Origin of the sequence: Blautia sp. MCC269 (genome assembly GCF_018785655.1) — a bacterium.
GTDB lineage: Bacteria > Bacillota > Clostridia > Lachnospirales > Lachnospiraceae > Blautia_A.
The window spans coordinates 78,272-100,716 of sequence record NZ_WQQE01000039.1 but is presented as its reverse complement, the minus strand read 5'-3'; the positions used below and the strand labels follow the sequence as shown (position 1 = coordinate 100,716).

At 43.3% G+C, this 22,445-nt stretch carries 21 protein-coding genes; all 21 read right to left on the bottom strand.

Annotated features, from left to right (window positions below):
- Positions 1-81: 81 nt before the first annotated feature.
- Positions 82-1,158, bottom strand: coding sequence for a 30S ribosomal protein S1 (gene rpsA / locus GPK88_RS13220; protein WP_015524876.1), 1,077 nt, complete (start codon positions 1,156-1,158; stop codon positions 82-84).
- On the bottom strand, positions 1,139-2,005 hold the full coding sequence (gene ispH / locus GPK88_RS13215; protein WP_148447931.1) for a 4-hydroxy-3-methylbut-2-enyl diphosphate reductase: 867 nt from the start codon (positions 2,003-2,005) through the stop codon (positions 1,139-1,141). Before ispH ends, rpsA begins: the two co-directional genes overlap by 20 nt.
- Complete coding sequence (gene cmk, locus GPK88_RS13210; RefSeq protein WP_173761699.1) at positions 2,002-2,667, bottom strand: (d)CMP kinase; 666 nt, start codon at positions 2,665-2,667, stop codon at positions 2,002-2,004. The genes ispH and cmk overlap by 4 nt, the downstream gene beginning before the upstream one ends.
- Before the next feature lie 27 nt (positions 2,668-2,694).
- Positions 2,695-3,924 carry a BaiN/RdsA family NAD(P)/FAD-dependent oxidoreductase gene (locus GPK88_RS13205; RefSeq protein WP_173761700.1) on the bottom strand — a complete coding sequence of 410 codons (1,230 nt, stop codon included), beginning with the start codon at positions 3,922-3,924 and terminating at the stop codon, positions 2,695-2,697.
- 103 nt (positions 3,925-4,027) lie between these two features.
- Positions 4,028-5,440, bottom strand: a complete 1,413-nt coding sequence (locus GPK88_RS13200) for an oxaloacetate decarboxylase subunit alpha (RefSeq protein ID WP_215707864.1) — start codon at positions 5,438-5,440, stop codon at positions 4,028-4,030.
- A 36-nt stretch (positions 5,441-5,476) separates the two neighbouring features.
- A complete protein-coding gene (locus GPK88_RS13195; RefSeq protein ID WP_118168967.1) occupies positions 5,477-6,625 on the bottom strand; it encodes a sodium ion-translocating decarboxylase subunit beta in 1,149 nt (382 codons plus the stop codon).
- A 15-nt stretch (positions 6,626-6,640) separates the two neighbouring features.
- Positions 6,641-7,018 (bottom strand): biotin/lipoyl-containing protein, encoded by a 378-nt coding sequence (locus tag GPK88_RS13190; RefSeq protein ID WP_118071451.1) that lies wholly within the window; start codon positions 7,016-7,018, stop codon positions 6,641-6,643.
- Between the two features lie 23 nt (positions 7,019-7,041).
- Positions 7,042-7,803 (bottom strand): OadG family transporter subunit, encoded by a 762-nt coding sequence (locus tag GPK88_RS13185; protein ID WP_173761701.1) that lies wholly within the window; start codon positions 7,801-7,803, stop codon positions 7,042-7,044.
- A 13-nt stretch (positions 7,804-7,816) separates the two neighbouring features.
- The gene (locus tag GPK88_RS13180; protein ID WP_215707863.1) at positions 7,817-9,253 is read right to left on the bottom strand and encodes an acyl-CoA carboxylase subunit beta; all 1,437 of its coding nucleotides are present in this window, start codon (positions 9,251-9,253) and stop codon (positions 7,817-7,819) included.
- Positions 9,254-9,394: 141 nt separating this feature from the next.
- Entirely contained in the window at positions 9,395-10,615 is a 1,221-nt protein-coding gene (locus GPK88_RS13175) for a D-alanyl-D-alanine carboxypeptidase family protein (protein ID WP_173761703.1), read from the bottom strand.
- A 103-nt stretch (positions 10,616-10,718) separates the two neighbouring features.
- Entirely contained in the window at positions 10,719-11,516 is a 798-nt protein-coding gene (locus tag GPK88_RS13170) for a zinc dependent phospholipase C family protein (RefSeq protein WP_148447942.1), read from the bottom strand.
- A gap of 76 nt (positions 11,517-11,592) precedes the next feature.
- A complete protein-coding gene (scpB, locus tag GPK88_RS13165) occupies positions 11,593-12,162 on the bottom strand; it encodes an SMC-Scp complex subunit ScpB (RefSeq protein WP_173761704.1) in 570 nt (189 codons plus the stop codon).
- A 23-nt stretch (positions 12,163-12,185) separates the two neighbouring features.
- Positions 12,186-12,971 (bottom strand): segregation and condensation protein A, encoded by a 786-nt coding sequence (locus tag GPK88_RS13160; protein ID WP_148447946.1) that lies wholly within the window; start codon positions 12,969-12,971, stop codon positions 12,186-12,188.
- 9 nt (positions 12,972-12,980) lie between these two features.
- Positions 12,981-13,787, bottom strand: a complete 807-nt coding sequence (locus GPK88_RS13155) for a metallophosphoesterase (protein WP_148447948.1) — start codon at positions 13,785-13,787, stop codon at positions 12,981-12,983.
- Position 13,788: 1 nt separating this feature from the next.
- A complete protein-coding gene (locus GPK88_RS13150; protein ID WP_148447950.1) occupies positions 13,789-14,823 on the bottom strand; it encodes a molybdopterin-binding protein in 1,035 nt (344 codons plus the stop codon).
- A gap of 111 nt (positions 14,824-14,934) precedes the next feature.
- Entirely contained in the window at positions 14,935-16,131 is a 1,197-nt protein-coding gene (locus GPK88_RS13145; RefSeq protein ID WP_173761705.1) for a D-alanyl-D-alanine carboxypeptidase family protein, read from the bottom strand.
- Positions 16,132-16,253: 122 nt separating this feature from the next.
- On the bottom strand, positions 16,254-19,460 hold the full coding sequence (locus GPK88_RS13140; RefSeq protein ID WP_173761706.1) for a SpaA isopeptide-forming pilin-related protein: 3,207 nt from the start codon (positions 19,458-19,460) through the stop codon (positions 16,254-16,256).
- Positions 19,457-20,686 (bottom strand): hypothetical protein, encoded by a 1,230-nt coding sequence (locus GPK88_RS13135; protein WP_173761707.1) that lies wholly within the window; start codon positions 20,684-20,686, stop codon positions 19,457-19,459. Before GPK88_RS13135 ends, GPK88_RS13140 begins: the two co-directional genes overlap by 4 nt.
- On the bottom strand, positions 20,683-21,267 hold the full coding sequence (locus tag GPK88_RS13130; RefSeq protein ID WP_148447958.1) for a hypothetical protein: 585 nt from the start codon (positions 21,265-21,267) through the stop codon (positions 20,683-20,685). The genes GPK88_RS13135 and GPK88_RS13130 overlap by 4 nt, the downstream gene beginning before the upstream one ends.
- Positions 21,264-21,911, bottom strand: coding sequence for a TasA family protein (locus GPK88_RS13125; protein WP_148447960.1), 648 nt, complete (start codon positions 21,909-21,911; stop codon positions 21,264-21,266). Before GPK88_RS13125 ends, GPK88_RS13130 begins: the two co-directional genes overlap by 4 nt.
- The gene (locus tag GPK88_RS13120; RefSeq protein WP_173761708.1) at positions 21,898-22,398 is read right to left on the bottom strand and encodes a signal peptidase I; all 501 of its coding nucleotides are present in this window, start codon (positions 22,396-22,398) and stop codon (positions 21,898-21,900) included. The genes GPK88_RS13125 and GPK88_RS13120 overlap by 14 nt, the downstream gene beginning before the upstream one ends.
- Between the last annotated feature and the right edge of the window lie 47 nt (positions 22,399-22,445).

Sequence of the window (22,445 nt, the reverse complement as noted above, 5' to 3'; positions counted from 1 at the left end):
CTCGCTTAAAAAAGGCCGTCACAGTTATTGTGACGGCCTCTGAAATTCAAAATGATCAATTGCTGTACAGCTTCTGAGAAATTACTCCTCTGTCTGCTCTGCAGAATTATCCTCAAGTGCTTTCATGCTGAGGCTGATCTTTCTGTCTTCGCCATTGAAATCAACAACCTTAGCCTCGATCTCCTGACCAATGGAAAGTACATCAGATGGTTTAGCAACATGCTCTCTGGAGATCTGAGATACATGAAGAAGTGCATCTACTCCAGGTGCAAGCTCAACAAATGCACCGAAATCTGTCATACGTGCAACTTTACCCTTTACTACGTTTCCTACTGCGAAGTCCTCAGCAGCTGTAAGCCATGGGTTCTCCTCCGGGAATTTAAGGGAAAGTGCGATCTTGTCTCCGTTGATATCTTTGATAAGAACTGTAACTTTATCACCTACGTTGAATACCTTCTTCGGGTTCTCTACTCTGCCCCAGGACATCTCAGAGATGTGAAGAAGTCCGTCTGCTCCGCCGAGGTCGATGAATGCACCGAAATCTGTAACATTCTTAACAACACCCTCAACTTTATCGCCTACGTTGATCTTAGCAAGAAGCTCTTTCTGTTTCTCAGCCTTCTCAGCAAGAAGAAGCTGTTTACGGTTACCGATGATACGGCGTCTTCTTGGGTTGAACTCTGTGATAACGAACTCAATCTCCTGATCTGCATATTTGGAAAGATCTTTCTCATATGTGTCAGATACAAGGCTTGCAGGAATGAATACTCTTGCTTCCTCAACATTGACACAAAGACCACCGTCAAGTACCTGTGTTACAGGAGCTTTCAGAACCTCCTGGTTCTCGAATGCCTCCTCAAGACGTTTGTTTCCTTTCTCTGCAGCAAGACGTTTGTAGGTAAGTGTAACCTGTCCCTCTCCGTCATTTACTTTGAGAACCTTTGCTTCCATGGTATCGCCAGGTTTAACAACGTCTGTAAGCACAACGCTTGAATCGTTTGTGTACTCGTTCTTTGTGATGATACCGTCTGCTTTATAGCCGATATTCAGGATGATCTCATCATCTTTAACATCGATGACGGTACCCTGTACGATCTCTCCATTTCTGATTGTTTTTACGGAATCTTCCAGCATCTGTTCAAAACTTAACTCTGACATGTTCTTGAACCTCCTCAATAATTTTCTTTGGGGTGGAAGCCCCTGCTGTAATACCTACACAACTACTGCATTGGAACATTTCAGAATCCAAGTCTACAGGTGTTTGTATATAGTAAGTATTTCCACATTCCTTTTTACATATTTCAAACAGCTTTTGAGTATTGGAACTATGTCGGCCACCTACGACCAGCATAGTGTCTACCTCTCCGGCTATCGCTTTAGCTTCTTTCTGCCGTTCTTCGGTAGCATTACAAATAGTGTTTAAAATATTTAAAATATTTAAAACATTATTATCATAACTCTTTTTGCGGAGAATTTCAACTAATTCTTGAAATTTGTTGTAATTAAATGTCGTCTGTGACACTACACACACTTCTTTTTCCGGAGAAACGGTGAATCTTTCAGCATCTTCGGCGTTTCTTATTACGGTGTACGGTCCCTGGCACCATCCGCAGATTCCCTGGACTTCCGGATGATCCGGATCACCAATGATCACAATATGGGCACCTCTGGCACTTTCTCTCTCAACGATCTTGTGGATCTTCAGCACAAAAGGACAGGTAACATCCACATACCCAAGGCCATATTTTTTGATCTTATCATAGACTTTACGACCGACTCCGTGGGAACGGATCACAACGGTGCCGCCTTTTAAAGTGGCAAGATCTTCCTCACTGATCACAGCCACACCTTTTTTTTCCAGATCTGAGACGACTTCCTCATTATGGATGATCGGGCCCAGTGTGTAGATCGGTGTAGCATCGGAACCGATCAGGTCATAAACACGGTCTACTGCTCTCTGTACGCCAAAACAGAATCCGGCAGTTTCTGCAACTTTTACCTTCATCCATTCACCTTTTTCCTGTATACAGAAAGGATACTCTCAACCACTTCCTCAATCCCCATCTCTGAAGAATCAACAAGAACTGCATCCTCTGCCTGTTTAAGCGGGGAAACGGCGCGGTTCATATCTCTCTCATCTCTGTCAATGATATCTTTCAGGATCTCATCCATATCGCAGGCTTCACCCTTCTCTGTAAGTTCCAGATATCTTCTGTTTGCGCGGGTTTTGGCACTTGCAGTCAAAAAGATTTTTACTTCTGCATTGGGAAGAATAGTGGTTCCGATATCTCTTCCGTCCATAACTACATTGTTCTCGGCCGCAAGGTTGCGCTGCAGTTTCAGAAGATGCGCGCGCACTTCCGGATTGGCAGAACTTACCGATGCCATATTTCCAACCTCTTCCTTACGGAGAAACGCAGTTACATTCTTCCCGTTGAGGATCACCTGCTGTTCGCCGCTTTCATAGCGGATGGAAATATCCGCATCGTGACAGGCTTCGGAGATTTTTTCATCACCGCTGATTCCCTTTTCCAGGAGATAAAGTGCCATGGCACGGTACATGGCTCCTGTATCTACATAGATAAAAGACAGCTCCTTTGCCACTTTTTTTGCAATTGTGCTTTTTCCTGCACCTGCCGGTCCGTCAATTGCAATATTAATACCCATAATCAAATGCTCCCTTCCTCTTTTCTGTTATTCGATCGCCTGAGCTGCCGCATATGCTGTAGACCATGCGATCTGAAGATTATAGCCACCGGTCACTGCGTCAAGATCCAGTACTTCACCTGTAAAATACAGATTTTTTACTTTTTTGGATTCCATTGTGGATGGCTGTATCTCTTTTACTGACACACCGCCTCTTGTGATGATCGCTTCCTTGAACTCTCCCATTCCCGTGATCGTAAATGGAAAAGCTTTGATCAGACGGCCAAAGGCCTGACGTTCTTCCCTGGAGATCTCATGCACTGGTTTCTCTCCCGGAATACCACCGATCTCAATCATGATCGGAGTCAGAGAAGACGGAAAAAGAACACCGATCACGTTTTTGAACTGTTTGTTATGATTTGCATCAAATTCACGCAGGATCCGGGCATCCAGCTGTTCTACGTCAAGTGCCGGCTTCAGATCCAGGAAAGCCTGCAAAGGTTCTTTTTCCAGCTTTTTACCGATCTGGGCACTGGCGGAAAGGATCAGCGGTCCGGTGACTCCGAAATGGGTAAACATCATCTCACCAAAATCTTTATAGAGAACTTTTTTGCCGGATTTTACTGTCAGTTCTACATTCCGGAGGGAAAGTCCCTGGAGTTTAGAAACATAATCTTCTTTCGCTACGAGTGGAACCAGTGATGGTGACTGGGAAACTACTTTATGTCCTGTCTCAGAAGCAAAACGATATCCATCTCCTGTGGAACCTGTAGACGGATAAGACAGACCACCTGTGGCAACTACCACCGCATCAGCCTCAAAAAAAGTTTCGTCACTGAGTAGTACACCTGTAACTTTTTCATCCTGCGTACATACTTCTTTCACTTCTGTATGAAGATGGATCTGCGCTCCGGCTTTTTTAAGCTCCCGCTCCAAAGCCCGGATAATATCTGATGAATGATCAGATACCGGAAAAACACGGTTTCCACGCTCTGTTTTCAGCGGCACACCTGCCTTCTCAAAAAACTCCATCACATCTCTGCTTCCATAGGTGTAGAAAGCGCTGTAAAGAAATTTGCGGTTTGACATCACTGCCGGAAAAAGTTCTTCTGTATCTGAATCATTGGTGACATTGCACCGTCCCTTTCCTGTGATGAAAAGCTTCTTTCCAAGTTTCTCATTTTTTTCCAGTATGTGAACCTGATGTCCTCTGCGTGCAGCATATACGCCGCAGAGCATTCCGGCGGCACCCCCGCCTATGATCGCAACTTTGGACATTACCTGTTATCCTGCCTTTTTATCTTTTTTATGCACAAAAGGAGCCTGCATACAGCAAGCTCCTTTTGTTATATTGAAATGCATCTGCATTCCTGTGTGTGCTTTATACCGGGTATGCGCCGTTCTTTGTATCAGCTACAGTCTCGTCAACCTTGGTTTTCTGAGCCTGACGATATTTAAAGAAGTCCATGGCAACCTGTGGGAACAGTGCATATGTCAGAACATCCTCATCCTGCTCCTTGTACTGTGCCATCTCACTCTCAAGCTTATCAAGCTCGTCCTCCAGAAGATCTGCCGGGCGGCATGTGATCGGCTCTGCATCACCGATACACTTCTTCTGCACTTCCGGGTTAAACGGTCTGGCTGTTGCGCCATACTTACCGCTTAATACGTCTCTTGTCTCTTTTGTCACAACTTTGTAACGCTCGCCCATGATCACGTTAAATACAGCCTGTGTACCAACGATCTGAGAGGACGGTGTAACAAGTGGCGGCTCACCAAGGTCTTTACGAACACGCGGAACTTCCTCGAGTACTTCGTAGAATTTATCCTCAGCATGCTGCTCTTTCAGCTGTGATGTCAGGTTAGAAAGCATTCCACCTGGTACCTGGTACAGAAGAGTCTTGATGTTTACACCAAGGTTCTTCGGATTCAGAAGGCCTGTATCAAGAGCCTCATCACGCATCGGACGGAAGTAGTCAGCAATCTCAGCAAGGAGCTGCTGATCAAATCCTGTATCATATGGTGTTCCCTTGAATGTCTCAACCATAACCTCTGTTGCCGGCTGGGATGTTCCAAGAGCAAATGGAGACATAGCTGTGTCGATGATATCAACGCCAGCCTCTACTGCTTTCATGTATGTCATGGAAGCAACACCGGATGTATAGTGAGAATGAAGATCGATTGGGATCTTTACAGTCTCTTTCAGGGCCTGAACAAGCTCCGTAGCCTTGTACGGAACAAGAAGACCTGCCATATCTTTGATACAGATAGAATCTGCACCCATATCCTCGATACGTTTTGCAAGGTCTGTCCAGTAATCAAGTGTGTAAGCATCTCCAAGTGTGTAAGCCATTGCAACCTGTGCATGTGCTTTTTCCTTGTTTGCTGCTTTTACAGCTGTCTGAAGATTACGAAGGTCATTCATACAGTCAAAGATACGAATGATATCGATACCGTTAGCTGCGGATTTCTGTACAAAATATTCTACTACATCATCTGCATATGGACGATATCCAAGGATATTCTGTCCACGGAACAGCATCTGAAGTTTTGTATTTTTGAAGCCGTCGCGGAGTTTACGAAGTCTTTCCCACGGATCCTCTTTCAGGAAACGTAAGGAAGCATCGAAAGTAGCACCGCCCCAGCACTCTACTGCATAGTAGCCGACTTTATCAAGCTTCTCAATGATCGGAAGCATCTGCTCTGTGCTCATACGTGTAGCGATCAGGGACTGATGAGCGTCACGCAGGATCGTTTCCACAACTTTCACAGGTTTTTTCTCTATTTCTGCCATAATTATTCTCCTTACAAAATTTTATAAGACAATGGGTTAGACGCCAAAGATCGCCATGAATGTACCGGCAGCAACTGCTGTACCGATAACACCTGCAACGTTCGGTCCCATCGCATGCATCAGCAGGAAGTTTGTAGGATCTGCCTCAGCACCAACCTTCTGGGATACACGGGCTGCCATAGGAACGGCAGAAACACCGGCTGATCCGATCAGAGGATTGATCTTTCCGTGAGTAACCTTGCAGAGAAGCTTACCAAGCATAACACCACCAAAAGTACCGCAGGCAAAGGCAACAAGACCAAGAACTACGATCTTCAGTGTATCTACGTTCAGGAACGCCTCAGCACTTGTGGAAGCACCTACAGATGTTCCGAGAAGGATTACTACGATGTACATAAGAGCGTTGGAAGCTGTTTCAGAAAGCTGTTTAACAACTCCGGACTCACGGAACAGGTTTCCGAGCATCAGCATACCAACAAGGGGAGCTGTTGTCGGAAGGATCAGGCAAACAACGATTGTGATAACGATCGGGAAAAGGATCTTCTCAAGTTTTGTAACAGGACGGAGCTGCGCCATTTTGATCTTACGCTCTTCCTCTGTTGTGAACGCCTTCATGATCGGAGGCTGGATGATCGGTACCAGGGACATATAGGAATATGCTGCCACTGCGATCGGTCCCATAAGAGAAGACTGTCCAAGCTTACCTGCAAGGAAAATGGAAGTCGGGCCGTCAGCACCACCAATGATAGAGATCGCTGCTGCTGCTTTACCATTAAATCCAAGGAAAATTGCAAGGAAGTATGCAAGGTAAATACCAAGCTGTGCAGCTGCTCCCATCAGGAAGCTGATCGGGTTTGCGATCAGCGGACCGAAGTCTGTCATCGCACCGACACCCAGGAAGATCAGTGAAGGAAGAATACTCCACTCATCCATTAAGTAAAAATAATGAAGAAGTCCGCCAACGCCATTGGATGAATCCTCAATGCTCAGCATAATGTCCGGATAAATATTTACCAGAAGCATACCAAAAGCGATCGGAACCAACAGCAGCGGCTCAAAACCATGTTTAATGGCAAGATATAAGAACACACATGCCACTGCGATCATCAGGTAGTTTCCCCAGGTAAGGTTGAAAAATGCTGTCTGATGGATCAGGTTTGACAGGGTATTTGTTACATAAGACATTTGTCTACCTCCTGTTTAGTTCATTGTTGCAAGAGTATCTCCATTTTCAACGGCAGCACCCTCTGCAACATCGATGCTGGCGATTGTTCCGTCCTGAGGAGCAACAACCGGGATCTCCATCTTCATGGACTCAACGATCACTACGCTGTCACCAGCTTTTACGCTCTGTCCAACAGATGCAACGATTTTTACAACTTTTCCAGGAACGGCTGCGGAAACCTTAACAGAACCTGCGCCTGCTGCCGGAGCTGCTGCCTTTGGTGCTGCCGGAGCTGCCTTAGGAGCCGGAGCTGCTGCTTTTGGTGCTGCTGCAACTGGAGCTGCTGCGTTTCCGTTCTCTTCTACAGTAACTTCATATGCTGTTCCGTTAACAGTAATTGTATAACTCTTCATTTTAAAATCCTCCTAAATAATGATTATCTTTTTCTGCGGTTGACTTTGCGGATGGAACGTACTACGAATCCGTCTGTGCTTGTTTTGCCTTCAGAAGCAGCGATAGCTGCAGCGATCACGGCAATAAGCTCACCATCATCTGTCACATCCTCAACAGCAGGCTCAGCAACTGGTGCTGCAACCGGAGCCGGTGCTGCGGCTGCCGGAGCCGGTTTGCTCTCTTTTTTCTTTCCTTCCACAAGTCCGGGAATATATTTGAAAAGAGAGATCACGAAGATCAGGAATACCAGGATCACAAATACTGTTCCGAGACCCATCACTGTATTCATCGCTGCCTTCTCCATGTTCTGTGCCAGTGTATAATTCACATCAACTGTAAGAGAAGTCGGGGTTCCTGATTTATCAAATACATAAGTGAAATTCGCTTTGTTTTTCTCGAAGGATACCGGAACAACAACGGTATACTGATCATCGGAATACTCCACTGTGATATCTTTCTCCTCGATATCACCTTTTTTCTCACCAAGCTCTTCTCTGGAGCCATCCCATGCACTTGCAGCACTCTGTGTGAAAGCATCCTCTGATTCCAGATATCCCTGGATATCATCCTCGGACATTGCGATGATCGCATCCGTCAGGCCTTTGGTTGTTGTAACGAGCTGACTCTTTACAGTATCATCAACCTCATTGGCAGCCCATGCAGTAGCTGTGCATCCGATCAGAAGTGCGGCTACGCAAAGGAATGCCAGGCAGACAGAAGAGATCTTTTTATAAAACTGTCTCATACGCTCACCTCACTTAGACTGTTCCATGCTTTTTGGATGGACGGTCTTCCCTTTTTGTGAACAGCATCTCAAAAGCACCGATTACATATTTTCTTGTATCCTCTGCTTTGATCACAGTATCCACATATCCTCTTGCTGCTGCGGATGCGATACCGTTCTGGAGCTCTTTATACTCGGCTGCCTTCTCATTCAGTGTAGAAGCGTCAGCTCCCTCATACATGATCTTTGCTGCAAGGGAAGCATCCATCATACCGATCTCTGCACTGTCCCATGCGTAAACCATATCTGCTCCAACGGACTTGCTGTTCATGGCAACGTATGCGGTTCCATATGCTTTACCAACTACAACATTTACCTTCGGTACCGTTGCGGATGCAAAAGCATGTACCATCTCACCTACGGATTTTGCCATCATCTTCTCGTTACAGAGAGTGGCTTTAAATCCTGTTACATTGGTAAGAGTAAGTACCGGGATTTCAAAAGCATCACAGAATTTTACGAAATCTGCTGCTTTTCTTGCGCCTCTGGCTGAAAGAGTTCCATCGGAAACCTCAGTCTTATTGCCATCAGCATCATAGGATTCGCTTCTGTTTGCAACAGCACCAACAGTAGCTCCGTTCAGGCGAAGGAAACCGGTTACGATATCCTGTCCGTAAGCTGCTTTTGTCTCAAAGAATTCACCATTATCAGCGATTCTTGAAAGTGCGATGGCTGTGTCACCTGTGCAGCCTGCGATATCATCACATACTCTGTTCAGGTCGTCTGTGCACTCTTTGAAGCTGTCATTGTCTTCATTATTCTCAGGAAGCATGCTGATCAGAGTACGGATCTGTCCAAGGATCTCCTCTTCTGTTCCGATACCGTCAACAAGTCCTGTCTCCTCACTCTGGAACTGTGCGGAAGCTGAATCGCATTTTTCCACTCTGTTTCCTTCCAGTGCATTTGGAGTGTTTACAAACAGTCTGCCCTTCTTCTCCTCTACAAATGTAAAGTCTGTAAGAGCCGGTACAACTGCCATTCCACCGCCGCATGTTCCGAAAACAGCAGTGATCTGTGGAATAACACCGGATGCCAGTGTCTGTTTCAGATAGATCTCACCAAATGCCTCAAGTGAATCGGTAGCCTCCTGAAGACGAAGTCCCGCACAGTCTACAAGACCGATAACAGGTGCTCCAACTTTCAGAGCGAGATCATAAATTTTGGCGATCTTTTTGGCATGCATCTCACCAACTGTTCCGTTCAGTACAGATGCATCCTGGCTGTATACATACACCAGACTGCCGTCAATCACACCATATCCGGTGATCACACCGTCTGAAGGTGCTTTTTTTTCAGTCATGTTGAAATCTGTAGCTCTGGCTGTAACAGCCTGTCCGATCTCAACAAAACTGTTGGCGTCAAGCAGGGAATTAATCCTTGCAGCCGCTACGCTTTGTGTCGCATTACTCATTATACTATGCCCTCCATTTTTTTATTAATATAACCAAAAATTCAGCCGAGTATAATTGTACCTTTTTTTAACCGAAAATTCAATACTTTTCGTCATGAATGTTAAAAAATTAACCCCTGACAGATGCCAGGGGTTGACGGATTAGTGAAAATAATCCTGAAAAACCTTATTTACATACCATTTATAGGTAATCCTGCCGATTTTCTCATTCGCTGTCACAGAACAGGAAGTTATTTCTTTTCCATTCAGCACTGCTCGAAGTGTACCGATCTTCTGGTTTTCCCTCACTGGTGCCGCTATTTTATCTGGGAGATCTGTTTTCCAGATAATTGTTTCTGTTTTTTTCAGAAGATATCTTTTCACCTGCTCCTTTTCCGGCAGAGACACATGTACTTTTAATCTCCTATATATTTCCGAATATCCTGACCCTTTCTTTTTTTCCGGGTATGGACTGTTTTCCTCCGGCACGGCATCTGTCACTGTAATTTCCGGCAGATCCGGCAGATCCGGCAGCAGCACATAACTGTAATTTTCCCTGCCATAAGATAACAGTTTTTTTGTATCAGACCATTTATAATTTTTGTTTCCAGGCCAGCCACATCCCAGCAGTGCCACGACAAACAATTTTTCATCCTGCCGTACAGCGCAGACATAACAGTAACCGGCATTTCCGGTAAAGCCGGTTTTTCCGGAAATCACGCCGGTCTCCATATCCAGAAAAGCATTGGTATTATGAACCGAATAATGTTCCTTTCCGGAAATATCCGAAAATGTATAATCTCTGGTCTGCGTGATATGAACAAAGGTCTCATTTTTTATGGCATACGCCATAATCAGCGCCAGATCCCTGGCAGTCGTGTGATGAATTCCCCCTTCATCTTCTGCATCCAGACCATTCGGTGTCACAAAATGTGTATCTTTGCATCCCAGCACCTTTGCTTTTTCGTTCATCAAAACTGCAAACTTTTCCACAGAACCACCGATATGTTCTGCAATAGCCACCGCTGTATCATTATGACTCTTCAACATCAGCGAATACAGAAGGTCTTCCAGATAAAACTGCTGACCTTCCCGCATCCCCAGGTGCGTCTGTGGCTGTGATGCCGCATTCCTGGAGACCTGTACATAATCATCTCCGGAGGCCATCTCAAGAGCCAAAATACAGGTCATGACTTTTGTAGTGCTGGCATTTGGCCGTCCTTTATAAGCCTCTTTTCCATACAGTACCCGTCCAGTCTCTCCATCCATAAGAACTGCCGAAAGCGCATAAAGCTGCTCTTCTTTCGCCCAGACAGGAAATATCTGCAGAATAATAAGGACCGCTGTCATCAGCACGACAGCGGCCATACGCCTGTTTTTCATCCCATCACCCCGCATACATTTTTATAATTGTTTGCAGTAACCATTATATTTTATGCAGGAGTATCCCAGTGATATAACTTTCTATTTTTATCCGTCAAATTCATTATCCATTAAAGGTCAGATTCCACCGTTCAGAAAGATGTCCCGGACGAACTGCCAGCACAGCCAGTTCTTCCAGCATATCCGGTGCTTTTTCCAGAGCTTCTTCCATAAGGCTGTCCAGTTTCAGAAGTTCTTTTCTGCAGTCCACCTCAGGTTCCGGACTCATAAAAAACTCTGTGATAAACGCAGCCCGTTTCCGACCCGCCGGAGAAAGAGCATGCTCGGAAAGACGTTTTTTTCTTCCTCCATCATCACATACCAGGATGCAGGTAAAAATTTTCATCATTTTCAGGGAAAGGTAAATATTCCATGTACGGATCAGCGGAAGTACCTGATGAATGGTTCTGGCGCTGTAAAAGCTGGCACGGATACCATGTGACGGATAAAAGCGCAGGGGATTTTTTCCGGTTTCATACATCAGCATACGGTCAAATTCCTTTTCCAGAAGCGTATGGGAGATTTTTCCCTCTGCCGCCACCTGATTTACATAAGGATGGCAGGTGGAATCCAGAATATAATGGCATCCAAATCCCAGCATGTATGCCATAAGTGCAGGATTTTTCTCCTCCCGGACTTTTTTCATTCCTTTTTCAAAAAAATCCCTGGCCTTCTGTCCATGCATACGCACTCCGTACTGCGTCACCGGATTTTTGGATATGAAATAATAAAACAGAATATCCGGTCCATGCTGTCCAATCCGATACAGATTTCCGTTGCTTCGAATCAGGTGCTGCAATTTTGCAGGAAGCTTCCGATAAACCCTTTTTCCAAAAAGATCATGTGTATATGTCGTAGGCATTTTCTGTTCCTCCTCTTCTGTTCCCATTGATCTGTCCGGCTGCTCCCGATGCTCTGGTATCTGTCAGTGCTTTTCTTTATACATCCAGTTTCAGCTGAATTTCTTCCTCTGCCTCTGCCTTGAAATCTTCCAGCTGAACAGGATCCATTTCCGGAAGTTCATCCAGACCCTGAACCCCAAAGCAGCGCAGAAATTCTTCTGTGGTTCCAAGCAGAATCGGACGTCCCGGTGCATCCAGTCGGCCCAGTTCCCGCACCAGGTCATAATCCATCAGTTTGTTAATGGCATGGTCACATTTCACTCCTCTGATTTTCTCAATCTCTGCTTTTGTAACCGGCTGTTTGTAAGCAATAATAGAAAGAGTCTCAAGCATAACATCCGTTAATGTCGGTTTTTTGGGCTGTGCGGCAATTCTTATAAGAGAATCATAATATTCTTTTTTTGTACAGAGCTGAAAAGAATTTTCAAGTTCAATAATCTGAATTCCCCGATCCTCTTCCTGATAACGAATCATCATATTTCGAATGATGTTTTCCGTTATAGTCATATCCTGCTGAATTGCTTTGGCAATACGGCTTAACTCCACAGCCTCACCCATTGCAAAAAGAATGGCCTCTATCTCTCCTTCAATTCGTTTAATTTCCACTTGCTATCCTCATTCCTGCTGTATTATTCATCCGCAAACTCTGTCAGATTCTTCCATGTTTCCGGATCTGTCATAACTTCTATATGAATATCATCAAAAAGATCTGCCTGCTCTGCATGAACATGCCCCATTTTCATCAGTTCCAGAATTGCCAGAAAAGTAACAATCAGCTGTATCTTTGAATGCTGGTTTTCCATCAGCTGGCGAAAGCTGAACTTCCGGTTAGTCCTGGCATACTCCCGCATCTCAAGGAGCTTATCTGACAATGAAATCTCTTCCTTTTCAATACGCCCAAATTTACTTCGAATCGGATCGATTTTATTTTCCTGTCTGCGGATCAGTGCCTGATAAATCGCACTCATTTTTTCCAGTGTCAGTCCTCGAAGAAGTTCCTGCGGATCTGCCGGCGGCGTATACTGCATCACTTCCTCTGGAAGATCCTGTTTCCGGTAATAAACTCCTGCCGCGTCTCCAAGTCGGTCTCGCAGCTCATAGGACATATATTTATACATTTTATATTCCAGAAGTTTCTGCACCAGTTCTGCTCTCGGATCCTCCTCTTCTCCTTCCTCGTTGATCTCTTTTGGAAGAAGCATCCTGCACTTGATGTCCAGAAGTGTCGCCGCCATAACCAGGAATTCGCTCATAACACCAAGGTCTTCTTTTTCCATGGAATGCAGATACTCCATATACTGGTCGGTAATCTCTACAATAGGAATATCATAAATATCTATTTTATTCTTGTCAATCAGATGAAGCAGAAGATCCAGAGGGCCTTCAAATACATTCAGCTTAACAGATATTGCCATATGGTTTCCTCATTTCGTTTTTTCGAAAGGTTTCACATCGATTACAAGCAGTTCTCTGGGATTATGAATCCGCAGAGGAATCGTGTGTTCCCCAAGCCCGGCACTGACAAACATATGCTGATCCCCCTTATGAAAATCTCCGCAGCAGAAAGGAGGCAGCACCAGGTACTGTGGAGAGGAAAGACCATGGTGCTCACTTAAGCGGACAACTCCTCCATGATAATGTCCTGACAGGATGATATCTGCTCCCCAGTCAAAATATGTTTTTCCATATTTGGGATTATGGGCCAGAAGAATCTGCATTCCATTTTTTCCGGGCTTTCCAATCAGTTCTTCCATCATTTTTGTCTTAAGTTTCGGTGATTTGGGTTTATGATAATACTCAATGGGAAGTTCAAGACCCCAGAAACAAAAATGTTCTCCCTTAAAAATTGCATGCTCATGGGTGTTTCTCAGGATATGCACACCTGCTGTTTTCAGCATTTTTTCATATTTTTCATAATATCCCCGATATTCCCCAGAAAGAGTCATTTTATACTCATGATTTCCCAATGCATAATATACCGGAAAATCATGTACCAGTTTTTTCAGTAATTTGCATGCCGTGACAAGCGTATCAGGCTGAGTACGCACAGCCATATCACCGGCAGAGAGTATCGCATCCGGATTCAGCCTGCGGATTGTTTCCACAAGTCGTACATTCTCCCTCCCATAGGAAATCCCGTGAAGATCTGCCAGCAATACAAAACGCACGCCTTCCGGATTCTGAATCTTATCTGTATGAATCTGATATTTTTTAACTCTGAAATCTTTCATCCTATTTTCCAAATCCACAATTGGGAAATGTACATACCGGACAGTTCAGGCACAGCCCGCCTTCTCCCAGTGCCGCAATTTCCTCTGCTTTTATTTCATCATCTGCCATCACCCTTGGCAAAATCAGGTCAAACACCGTTCTCTTTGCATACATAACACATCCTGGAAGTCCAAGAACTGGTATGGTCTTTTCATTTCTTTTAAGATATGCAACCAGAAGCATCGCCCCTGGAAGTACCGGCGCTCCGTATGTCACAATCTTGGCTCCTGTATCACGAATTCCTCCAGGTGTACGGTCATCCGGATCCACACTCATCCCACCAGTACAGACAATCAGGTCCGCTCCCCTGTCTGCAAAAGAAAGAATTTTCTCTGTAATCTGTTCTTTATCATCTCCTGGCATTACCTGCCCCAGAATCTCTGTCGGAAACTCGGAAAGCTTTTCTTTGAGTACAGGAGTAAAGGTATCCTTTATCAGCCCCTTTTTAATTTCGCTTCCAGTTGTGACAATTCCCACTTTCTTTTTCTGATAGGGCAGAATATCAAAAATCGGCGTTTCTCCTGCTGCTGCCTTTGCAGCATCCATTTTTTCTTTTTCAATTACAAGCGGAATAATTCTGGTTCCTGCAATTTTTTCTTCTTTTTTTACCGGAAAATCCCCATGCCTGGATGCAATCATCATCTCTCCCAGAGAATTCACTGCCATAAGTGCTTTTCGGCGAATTTTCAGAACACCGTCTATTTTTGATATTACTTCAATCTTACCCTCTTTAATATCAGTTCCATGTACTTTGGAAGAATTTCCCGCACAGATCTTATAAAGAATCTCCGCCGCTTCATTTTCATGAAGAATTCCCTCTTTTTTCTCCCACACAAAAAGGTGTTCTTTTCCTACAGAGAGCAGAAGTGGAATATCTTCTTCTTTTACTACATGCCCTTTTTTGAAAAGAACGCCTTTTTTTTCATCTTTTATGATCTGCGTGATATCATGGCATAAAATATGTCCTACCGCATCTTCTGTTCTGATTTCTTTCATCCAAAATCCCTTCTCTGCGCTGTTATTTCTTCAATCTGTTATATTATACATCCTGAGATACCTCTTTGTCAAAATATGTGTGTCAGCAAGGTGTCTATTCACAACAAATTTTCACAGCAAAACTGCCTGCACGGTCCGCTTCAGCCAGTCATAATATCCTGCTCTTTTTACGGTTTCCCCATACAGAATATCAATGCTCCCTAGCTTTTTTCCATCCTGATAATATTCCTGTTCTCCGGCTTTTTCTCCTTTTATCACCGGAGCAGTATGTTCTTTCGGAAGAATCACTTTCTTTTTTACATGATCTGGTTTTGTTCCATCTGTGCTGAGATATCGAAATTTATTTTTGTATACAAGCGTCACCTCCTGTTTTACTCCTCTTCGAATTTTCTGGGGTTTTAATGGTTTCAGCGCCTCATCCAGATATAAGGTACATTTTGAAAAGCCATAATTCAAAAGTGCCGCTGCATCCCGGAATCTTGTTTTGGGATCCGGTGCCGCCATCACAGCTGCAATCAATGTAATCCCATTTTTCTCTGCCACCGCACTGAGACAGTATTTTGCGAGACTGGTACTTCCTGTTTTCAGCCCCTTGCAGCCATCATAACTACGTAACAGTTTATTGGTGTTCGTCAATGTAAATGTGGAAGAACCTTTTCTGGTAACATGAGTGATATCCTCCATCCATACGGATGAATATGTAAGGATCTCCGGATATCGAAAAATCAGTTCCCGGCTCATGAGCGCAATATCGTAAGGGGTTGTATAATGTTCTTCCGATTCTGTCAGTCCGCAGCAATCCACAAAGTGGGTATTTTTCATCCCCAGCCCTTTTGCCCTCTCATTCATCTGCTCTACAAAAGCCTGCTCCGTTCCCGCAAGATGTTCGGCCATAGCCACGCTGGCATCATTTCCGGAAGCTATCACAATGCACTTGATCATGGTTTCCGCTTTCTGGGTTTCCCCTTCTTCCAGAAAAACCTGGGAGCCTCCCATGGATTTTGCATAAGCACTGGTTGTTATGGTATCCTCCAGATGCAGTTTTCCGCTCTGTATTGCATCAAAAATCAGAATTAATGTCATAATTTTCGTAATACTGGCCGGACTTCTTCTGGTATCCGGATCTTTTGAGTAAATCACAGTTCCCGTTTCTTTTTCCATCAGTACAGCTCCTGGTGCCTCCACAAGATCCTGCTGTACTTTTTCCTGATTTTCTGTGATTTCTCCCCATGTTTTCTGCGGAGCAAAAACAAAACAAAAAATCATAATCCAGACCAAAATATTTCTTCGAACTTTTCTGATGTCCATAGACCCACTCCTGACCTGTTTCTCTCTGTTCTATTGTAAAAAGTTTTTCTCCGAAATATACCTGAAATCCCAAAACAGACCGGAAAGGACAGAATCTGCTTTCTGTCTTCCGGTCTGTTTTATCAGGAAAATAACAACGGGATTGTGTTTTTTATACAGTCCGTATGAGAAAATTTGTCGTATCTGGCTTTTTCATTTAAAAAAGTAAGCGCTGCGTCCGGTTTTTCCACCGTTAATGCTGCAGTTCCCACTGCTGTCTCCTTTGGATCTTTTCCATAAGTCGCTTCTGCTTTTTTTGTGATCCGTACATTTTCTGTATCCGCCCACGCATCTTTCAGATAATATCTGAGAACTGGTTTCTCCCAGATTGTATACTGTCCCAGCGGAATATTTCGAAGTGTAACAGAAATTGTTGCATAGCCGTTACCGTCTGTTTCATAGCTGTCCGGCACAAAAGTCACATAATCCTCATAACGATGAGCAGCTCCCGACAGATCGGTTCCCTCTGCTACAAAGAAAAAGGTCGGATTTCCATGAGCCCATGTAATATCATTTTCTTTTATTTTTTTGGTTACAGTTATTGTTCCCAGTGGTAATATCATTGGGGTATTTTCTGCCTGAAGCAGAATTTCGTCTATATCCGTATCCGCTTTTTTCTGAAAAACAACATCTTTTTCATATTTTCCTGTATAATTTGCAGGATTTCTGGTTTCTATAATCCGGAACTTTCCAAGATTTTCATCTGTGATCATCAAAGCCTCCGTATAATAATAGCCGTCTTCTCTATCATATTTCAAAAGTCTTTTTTCACCCAGATTATCTTCATAAAATCCTTTCCTACGGTTCCACTGATATACGGTAAACTCCGCATCTTCCAGAGATTTTCCTGTATAAACATCTGTTTTTTTCAGACGTATCCGGCCTTTATACTCCGGCAATGGTCTGTTGGTTACATGAAATGCAAGACTTTCATTTTTGTCTGTGATATCAATTTCCTGTTCCCAGCTACCCTCATAGCCCGTCGGAATTTTGGTTTCCACAATTTTAAATTTTCCATTATTGTCCGAAGTTACCAGAAGTTCCTCACTGACATAAATCTGACTTTCTTCTTCATATTTCAGTACAATCCCTTCTGCCTTGTAACCGTTTTGAGAAATACTGTACTCATACAGTGTAAACTGTGCATCTTTCAGAACATCCCCCGTATTTTCGTCTGTTTTCCGAATCTCTATTCTGCGTTTATCTGCCTGATAATTCAGAACTTCAAAGGAATATTTTTTATGCGTACCGGGTTCTGTAAGCTGAAAATCTTTCTGCCAGTTTCCTGTATAATTTGCGGGAGCTTTTGTTTCACGAATCCTGAATTTTCCCTGATTGTCTTCTGTATAAAAAAATTCTCCCGACTCATATACCCGATTCTGGCTGTTGTATGTAAGGAGCGTTCCTGTCTTTCCATAACTTCCGGTCTTTTTGCTCCACTCATACAACGTAAATTCCGCACCGGCAAGAGGATCACCAGTATCTCCGTCTTTTTTTGTAATAACTGCCGTTCCGCTTATATTCATAATATCTGTCACTGCAACAGATGCTGTATTACTAGCAGTTACCGTAACATTTTTTATTACTGTGCTCAGTACATAACCAGAAGGGGCTTTTATCTCCTTTACATAATACTGTCCCGGCGGCAATTTCAGATATGTGATTTCTCCATTCTGATCCGTAATTCCGGTTTCAATTCTCTGATCTTTTTTGTACATAACACGATAACCAGATTTCACATCCTCCCCTGCATAGATTGCGTATTTGGCATTTGCAACTTTTTTTCCTGTATTTGCTTCTGTTTTTACCAGTTTGACACTTCCATATGTAGAAGGTTTTACCGTAAAATCAACCTTTCCTCTTGTCCCCTGGTATACATATGCCCCAAAATCCTGCATTCCGTCTTTTCCGGACTGTGCTTTTCCATCTACAAGAATATATGATACCGGCTGGAGCAGCATTTTACATGAAAATTTTCTGGATGCTGTCGTATTCAGAGGAAAAATCAGATACAAATACGCACCTTCTTTTAAACTAAGACTGGTTCCTGTCATCATTTTGGGGCTGGTTCTCTGGGAATTATACTCTGACGCGCTTGTCCAGTAAGCCAGCTGCCATTTTTCTGTGGAATTCCTGGTTATGGTAATCCCGTTCCCGGCCTTTGCACCATCGGTAACTCTCATAAGGTTGCTCATCTGAAAGCCGTCTTTCATGCTGTCCGGTATATAAGGAAGTGTATCCGGCCTGGAACGGTACACGCTCAAAGGAACCGTCTGTCCTACTGCAGACACCCATCCGTTTTCACCTTTCACAGACACAGATGCCTTGTTTCTCGCAGGGATTGTCAGTGTTTTTATCTTGTCGATGAGGCGGTTAATTCCCACATGTTCCACTTCCGCTTCTGTTGCATATCCACGGTCATTGAAATAAGCTATGGAAAGGGCGATATGTGTAAAAACATATCGGTTTTGCCATTTTGACCAGCTTATATGGCTGCAGGATGGATCATACCCCGTTCCAAGATCTCCGGGACCACCATATCCAAAGTAAAGAAGCTTTTGAATCACAGCATTTTTCAATACTTTAACTGCTTCATCTTTCAGCATGGTACTATCCATACCATCTTTGGTTGCCTTCAGGCAGTACAGCGGAGAAACTTTTTCTGTTCCTGTATCATCAATATAATGTACCGAACGATAAGTACATCCCATACGAGTTTTGTTTCCGTTTCCTATAAAATCATTTGCCTCTGTCCAAACCTCATCACAATAAACTCTCGTCCAGACATCCAGATAATACTGTGAAGGGTCTAAGGCTGTGGTGGAAAGGTTTTCTTCATCAGAAGCAGACACTGTAACACTTTCTGATCCTGTAAAACTTTCCGGAAGTGCCGGAGAAAGTGCAAAAACTTCTCCGTTTTCAATTTCCTGAATCAGCTGATCAGCTTCTTCGCTGTCACCTGTCAGTATTTCCGCGTTCTCCTCAGAAAACAAAGTAAATTCAGGCTCTTCCTCCACATCTGTTTCCTCATCATAAGAAAAAATCTCTTCATCCAGAACACTTTCTGATCCTGTCCCTTCCGAAAACTCTTCCTCCACATCTGTATTGCCGGAATCTGTCTCAACATTTTCCTGACTGTTTTGATCTTCATCTTCTTCCAGAAACATGCTTTCTGAATGTTCTGCCGCTTCATTTTCCAGAGCACTTCCCATTGTGGAACTGTCTGACACTGCAAGGGAGGAAGCCAGAATCAGCAGTGACATCACAGCCCCTGTCATTCTTTTTTTCAAATTTTTCTTCCTCCTTTCCTAAGCACCAGAATTGCTGTAAAAAACGCTGTACTTCCTATAAACAGGAAAAACAGAATTCCGGTCTCGTCTCCGGTTTTTACAGGAGCTGACTTTTCTGAGGAAATGTTTTTTTGTGAATCACCTCTGTCAGACTTTTCTTTTTTTTCAGTCTGTCCGGGCGTTGGAGATAAAATTGTGTTTTCTTTTTCTTCTTCATTTACAGAAAAAATCCATTTTACATCTCCGTCACGAAGAGCATATGTATTATCAAGTTCTTTGGGAACTGTAACCTGAAATTTCATGCTTTCTCCTTTTCCGGACTTAATTTTTCCGAGCGAAACCGGCTTATTTAAGGATGCTGCAAGAAGATCACCCGAATACAGTTTCTTTTCACCTACGGATATTTCCAGTTTCAATTTTTTCAGAAATTCCTGGTCCTTCACAGATTTACACTCCGGTGCTGTTCGAAAATAGATCTCTGCTGTATGTCCCGTAGTATTTCGTATTTCTACGGAATCCTCAAATACATCTCCTGGCATAGCTGCGGAAAATCCGGCAAAAAAATCCTCCGGCGCCGCAATCAGTTTATGTGCATTTCCCTCAAATTCCACATTCAATTTTACCGGTTTCTTTTTTTGTACAATCCGTCCACTGGTATCATGAATACATCTTAATATTTTCTGATTTCCCCATGGAGTCATATCTTTAAAATCCGGCGAAAAGTTTGCCGCCTGCACGGCATCTGCAACAATTGTAATTCCCAGTTTCTTTTCCTGATATGGCTGCTCCCATTCTTCCGGAACCGAAATCCCTGTAAAAACGTCTATGCTGTCTCCCTGTTCAAGTTTTCTGGTGCAGTAAAAATATTTTCCTTTTTTTATCCAGTATTTTGACATGCCGGTAAGATTACTGTCGTCAAGCCCTTTCCTGTTTTCCAGATTATCTGTATATGTAATCTTTACCCTTATCCAGCAGGGCTCCGACTGATTGGTAATTCTTGGGATTTTGGATATTTTATCTCCGGGAAGGATTGTTTTATTATCCTGATAGACAATTTCTCTGCCATTCTTTTTCTCCAGTTCTTTTAATGAGATATTGATATCTCCCGTGGAGATATGATTGGTTACCGTTACAGAATCTGAAAATTTTCCGTAGGCAACAGCACAGACTGCGATACTCCCAGCTGCAAACATTCCCGCAAGCAGAACTTTAAGAACTCTTTTCAACCATTCCTCCCCCTTTCTGCATTTCCAGATATCGGATTATCAAAATATCTCCATGCACTTTTAAAATCCTCAAATCCTTCTGCCTGTACAGATTCTTCGTATATATTGATTGCAAAATCTGAAAGACTATTTTTATATGTATCATCAATTTTTGCTGAATCAATCCGAAAACCTGTACATAAGGGCGTCGTCTTTTCTCCTTCCGCAACCACATTACGGTAGTAATAATAGCCATCCTCATTGCTGTACACCCAGTTTACTGTATCCATTCCCAGAATTTCTACTCCTCTTCCTATATCATCATCAGAGTAGGAAACCATCATCCTTACATAACAGTCTGCGTTAAATCCTTTTTCACTGCTGGAAAAATTTCCTGTCCAGATTTCTTTTCTGTAAGATGGATTATTCTCCATTGGTGTGGGGGTAGGGTCCGGAAAATTTTCTTCAATTTCTGTTGTCACAGTTCCCACAGCAACTTCATTTATCCTATTATCGGAATCCGAAAAATATGCCGCTGTCCCTGCTGCACAGATAGTTCCGGCTATAAAAAGAAACAGCACCGGATTTTTCAGCTTTCTCATTTAGTGACACCACCAGCCTGTCCTTTGTTCTGATTTACATATTTCTGATAAGCAGCTTTGGCCTGTTCCAGAACAGTTGTACTGCCGTCTCCTGTATTGGTAGCCTGAATTGCATAGGCTCTTACAGGCATATCCAACTGCTGCATATCCAGCTGCCCTTCAATAATATTGGCAAATGTTACGGTGTCAAACAGTGTTGTTGTTTTTTCCCCGGGATTCAGAATATGATTATAGGCATATGTATACACCATATTCTGTCCGATTTCTTTTCTCTCCATCTGTGTCCAGTCACTGTTCTTGGAATAACTGAACAACTCCGTTTTTTCCAGATTATTTCTGGTTCCATCTGCGGCTGCGGTAATGATTTCTCTCACAGGAACAGATACTTCCAGGTATACAAAAGCTTCATTTACTCCTTTGTTTTCCACATAAGGATCTTTTTTGATTACCTGAGTAGGTACAATCTTGGTGTTTTCTTCCGGTTTCCATCCAGGTTCTTCCAAAGCAATATCTACTTTTCCTACGGTAAAACTGTTGGTAGCAGTTTCAAAATCTGTAAGATAAGCCGCAGTTCCTCCTGCTGCCAGTGCTGCGATCATTGCTCCAAGTGCGATTCCTTTTACCATTTTTTTATTTTTCATCATAATTTAATCCTCCAGATATTTCTTTTTTAATTTTTTTAGGGGTATATGCCAGATCAGAGATCACTGACAGACCTGCCGCAATACATACGGCAGCAAACGGAATCCGGGCTTTCAGAAAATAAAGTACATAGCCCAGATAAGGCAGGCAAAAGACTACCCGCCCGATAATCTGCGACTCTTCCACAGGGACAGGGTCCGCAGTTTTGTTCGCATCACCTTTTGTGATCCAGGTACCGTTTTGTTTCTTTATCACTCTGTGTGTGATAACGGTATCCCCGTTGCGAAACGTAATAATATCTCCTTTTTCAGGAGATAACTTCTCCACCTTTGTGAAAACAACAGCTCCTGTTTGGATTTCCGGCTCCATGGAACCAGAATAAACCACATATGGCCGAATTCCAAAAAGACCTGGAAAAAGAAGAATGAATGCAGTCACAAACATTATTCCCAGAGCCGTGTTAAAAATACAGCGAAAAATTTTTTTCATGATGATGACTTCCATTTTTACGGAAAAAGAGTATCTTGATTTCTGCC

Bases quoted from the DNA above. Each gene is read 5' to 3' on its own strand.
- rpsA (WP_015524876.1), bottom strand. From the start codon at position 1,158: ATGTCAGAGTTAAGTTTTGAACAGATGCTGGAAGATTCCGTAAAAACA.
- ispH (WP_148447931.1), bottom strand. From the start codon at position 2,005: ATGAAGGTAAAAGTTGCAGAAACTGCCGGATTCTGTTTTGGCGTACAG.
- cmk (WP_173761699.1), bottom strand. From the start codon at position 2,667: ATGGGTATTAATATTGCAATTGACGGACCGGCAGGTGCAGGAAAAAGC.
- GPK88_RS13205 (WP_173761700.1), bottom strand. From the start codon at position 3,924: ATGTCCAAAGTTGCGATCATAGGCGGGGGTGCCGCCGGAATGCTCTGC.
- GPK88_RS13200 (WP_215707864.1), bottom strand. From the start codon at position 5,440: ATGGCAGAAATAGAGAAAAAACCTGTGAAAGTTGTGGAAACGATCCTG.
- GPK88_RS13195 (WP_118168967.1), bottom strand. From the start codon at position 6,625: ATGTCTTATGTAACAAATACCCTGTCAAACCTGATCCATCAGACAGCA.
- GPK88_RS13190 (WP_118071451.1), bottom strand. From the start codon at position 7,018: ATGAAGAGTTATACAATTACTGTTAACGGAACAGCATATGAAGTTACT.
- GPK88_RS13185 (WP_173761701.1), bottom strand. From the start codon at position 7,803: ATGAGACAGTTTTATAAAAAGATCTCTTCTGTCTGCCTGGCATTCCTT.
- GPK88_RS13180 (WP_215707863.1), bottom strand. From the start codon at position 9,253: ATGAGTAATGCGACACAAAGCGTAGCGGCTGCAAGGATTAATTCCCTG.
- GPK88_RS13175 (WP_173761703.1), bottom strand. From the start codon at position 10,615: ATGAAAAACAGGCGTATGGCCGCTGTCGTGCTGATGACAGCGGTCCTT.
- GPK88_RS13170 (WP_148447942.1), bottom strand. From the start codon at position 11,516: ATGCCTACGACATATACACATGATCTTTTTGGAAAAAGGGTTTATCGG.
- GPK88_RS13160 (WP_148447946.1), bottom strand. From the start codon at position 12,971: ATGGCAATATCTGTTAAGCTGAATGTATTTGAAGGCCCTCTGGATCTT.
- GPK88_RS13155 (WP_148447948.1), bottom strand. From the start codon at position 13,787: ATGAAAGATTTCAGAGTTAAAAAATATCAGATTCATACAGATAAGATT.
- GPK88_RS13150 (WP_148447950.1), bottom strand. From the start codon at position 14,823: ATGAAAGAAATCAGAACAGAAGATGCGGTAGGACATATTTTATGCCAT.
- GPK88_RS13145 (WP_173761705.1), bottom strand. From the start codon at position 16,131: ATGGACATCAGAAAAGTTCGAAGAAATATTTTGGTCTGGATTATGATT.
- GPK88_RS13130 (WP_148447958.1), bottom strand. From the start codon at position 21,267: ATGAGAAAGCTGAAAAATCCGGTGCTGTTTCTTTTTATAGCCGGAACT.
- GPK88_RS13125 (WP_148447960.1), bottom strand. From the start codon at position 21,911: ATGATGAAAAATAAAAAAATGGTAAAAGGAATCGCACTTGGAGCAATG.
- GPK88_RS13120 (WP_173761708.1), bottom strand. From the start codon at position 22,398: ATGAAAAAAATTTTTCGCTGTATTTTTAACACGGCTCTGGGAATAATG.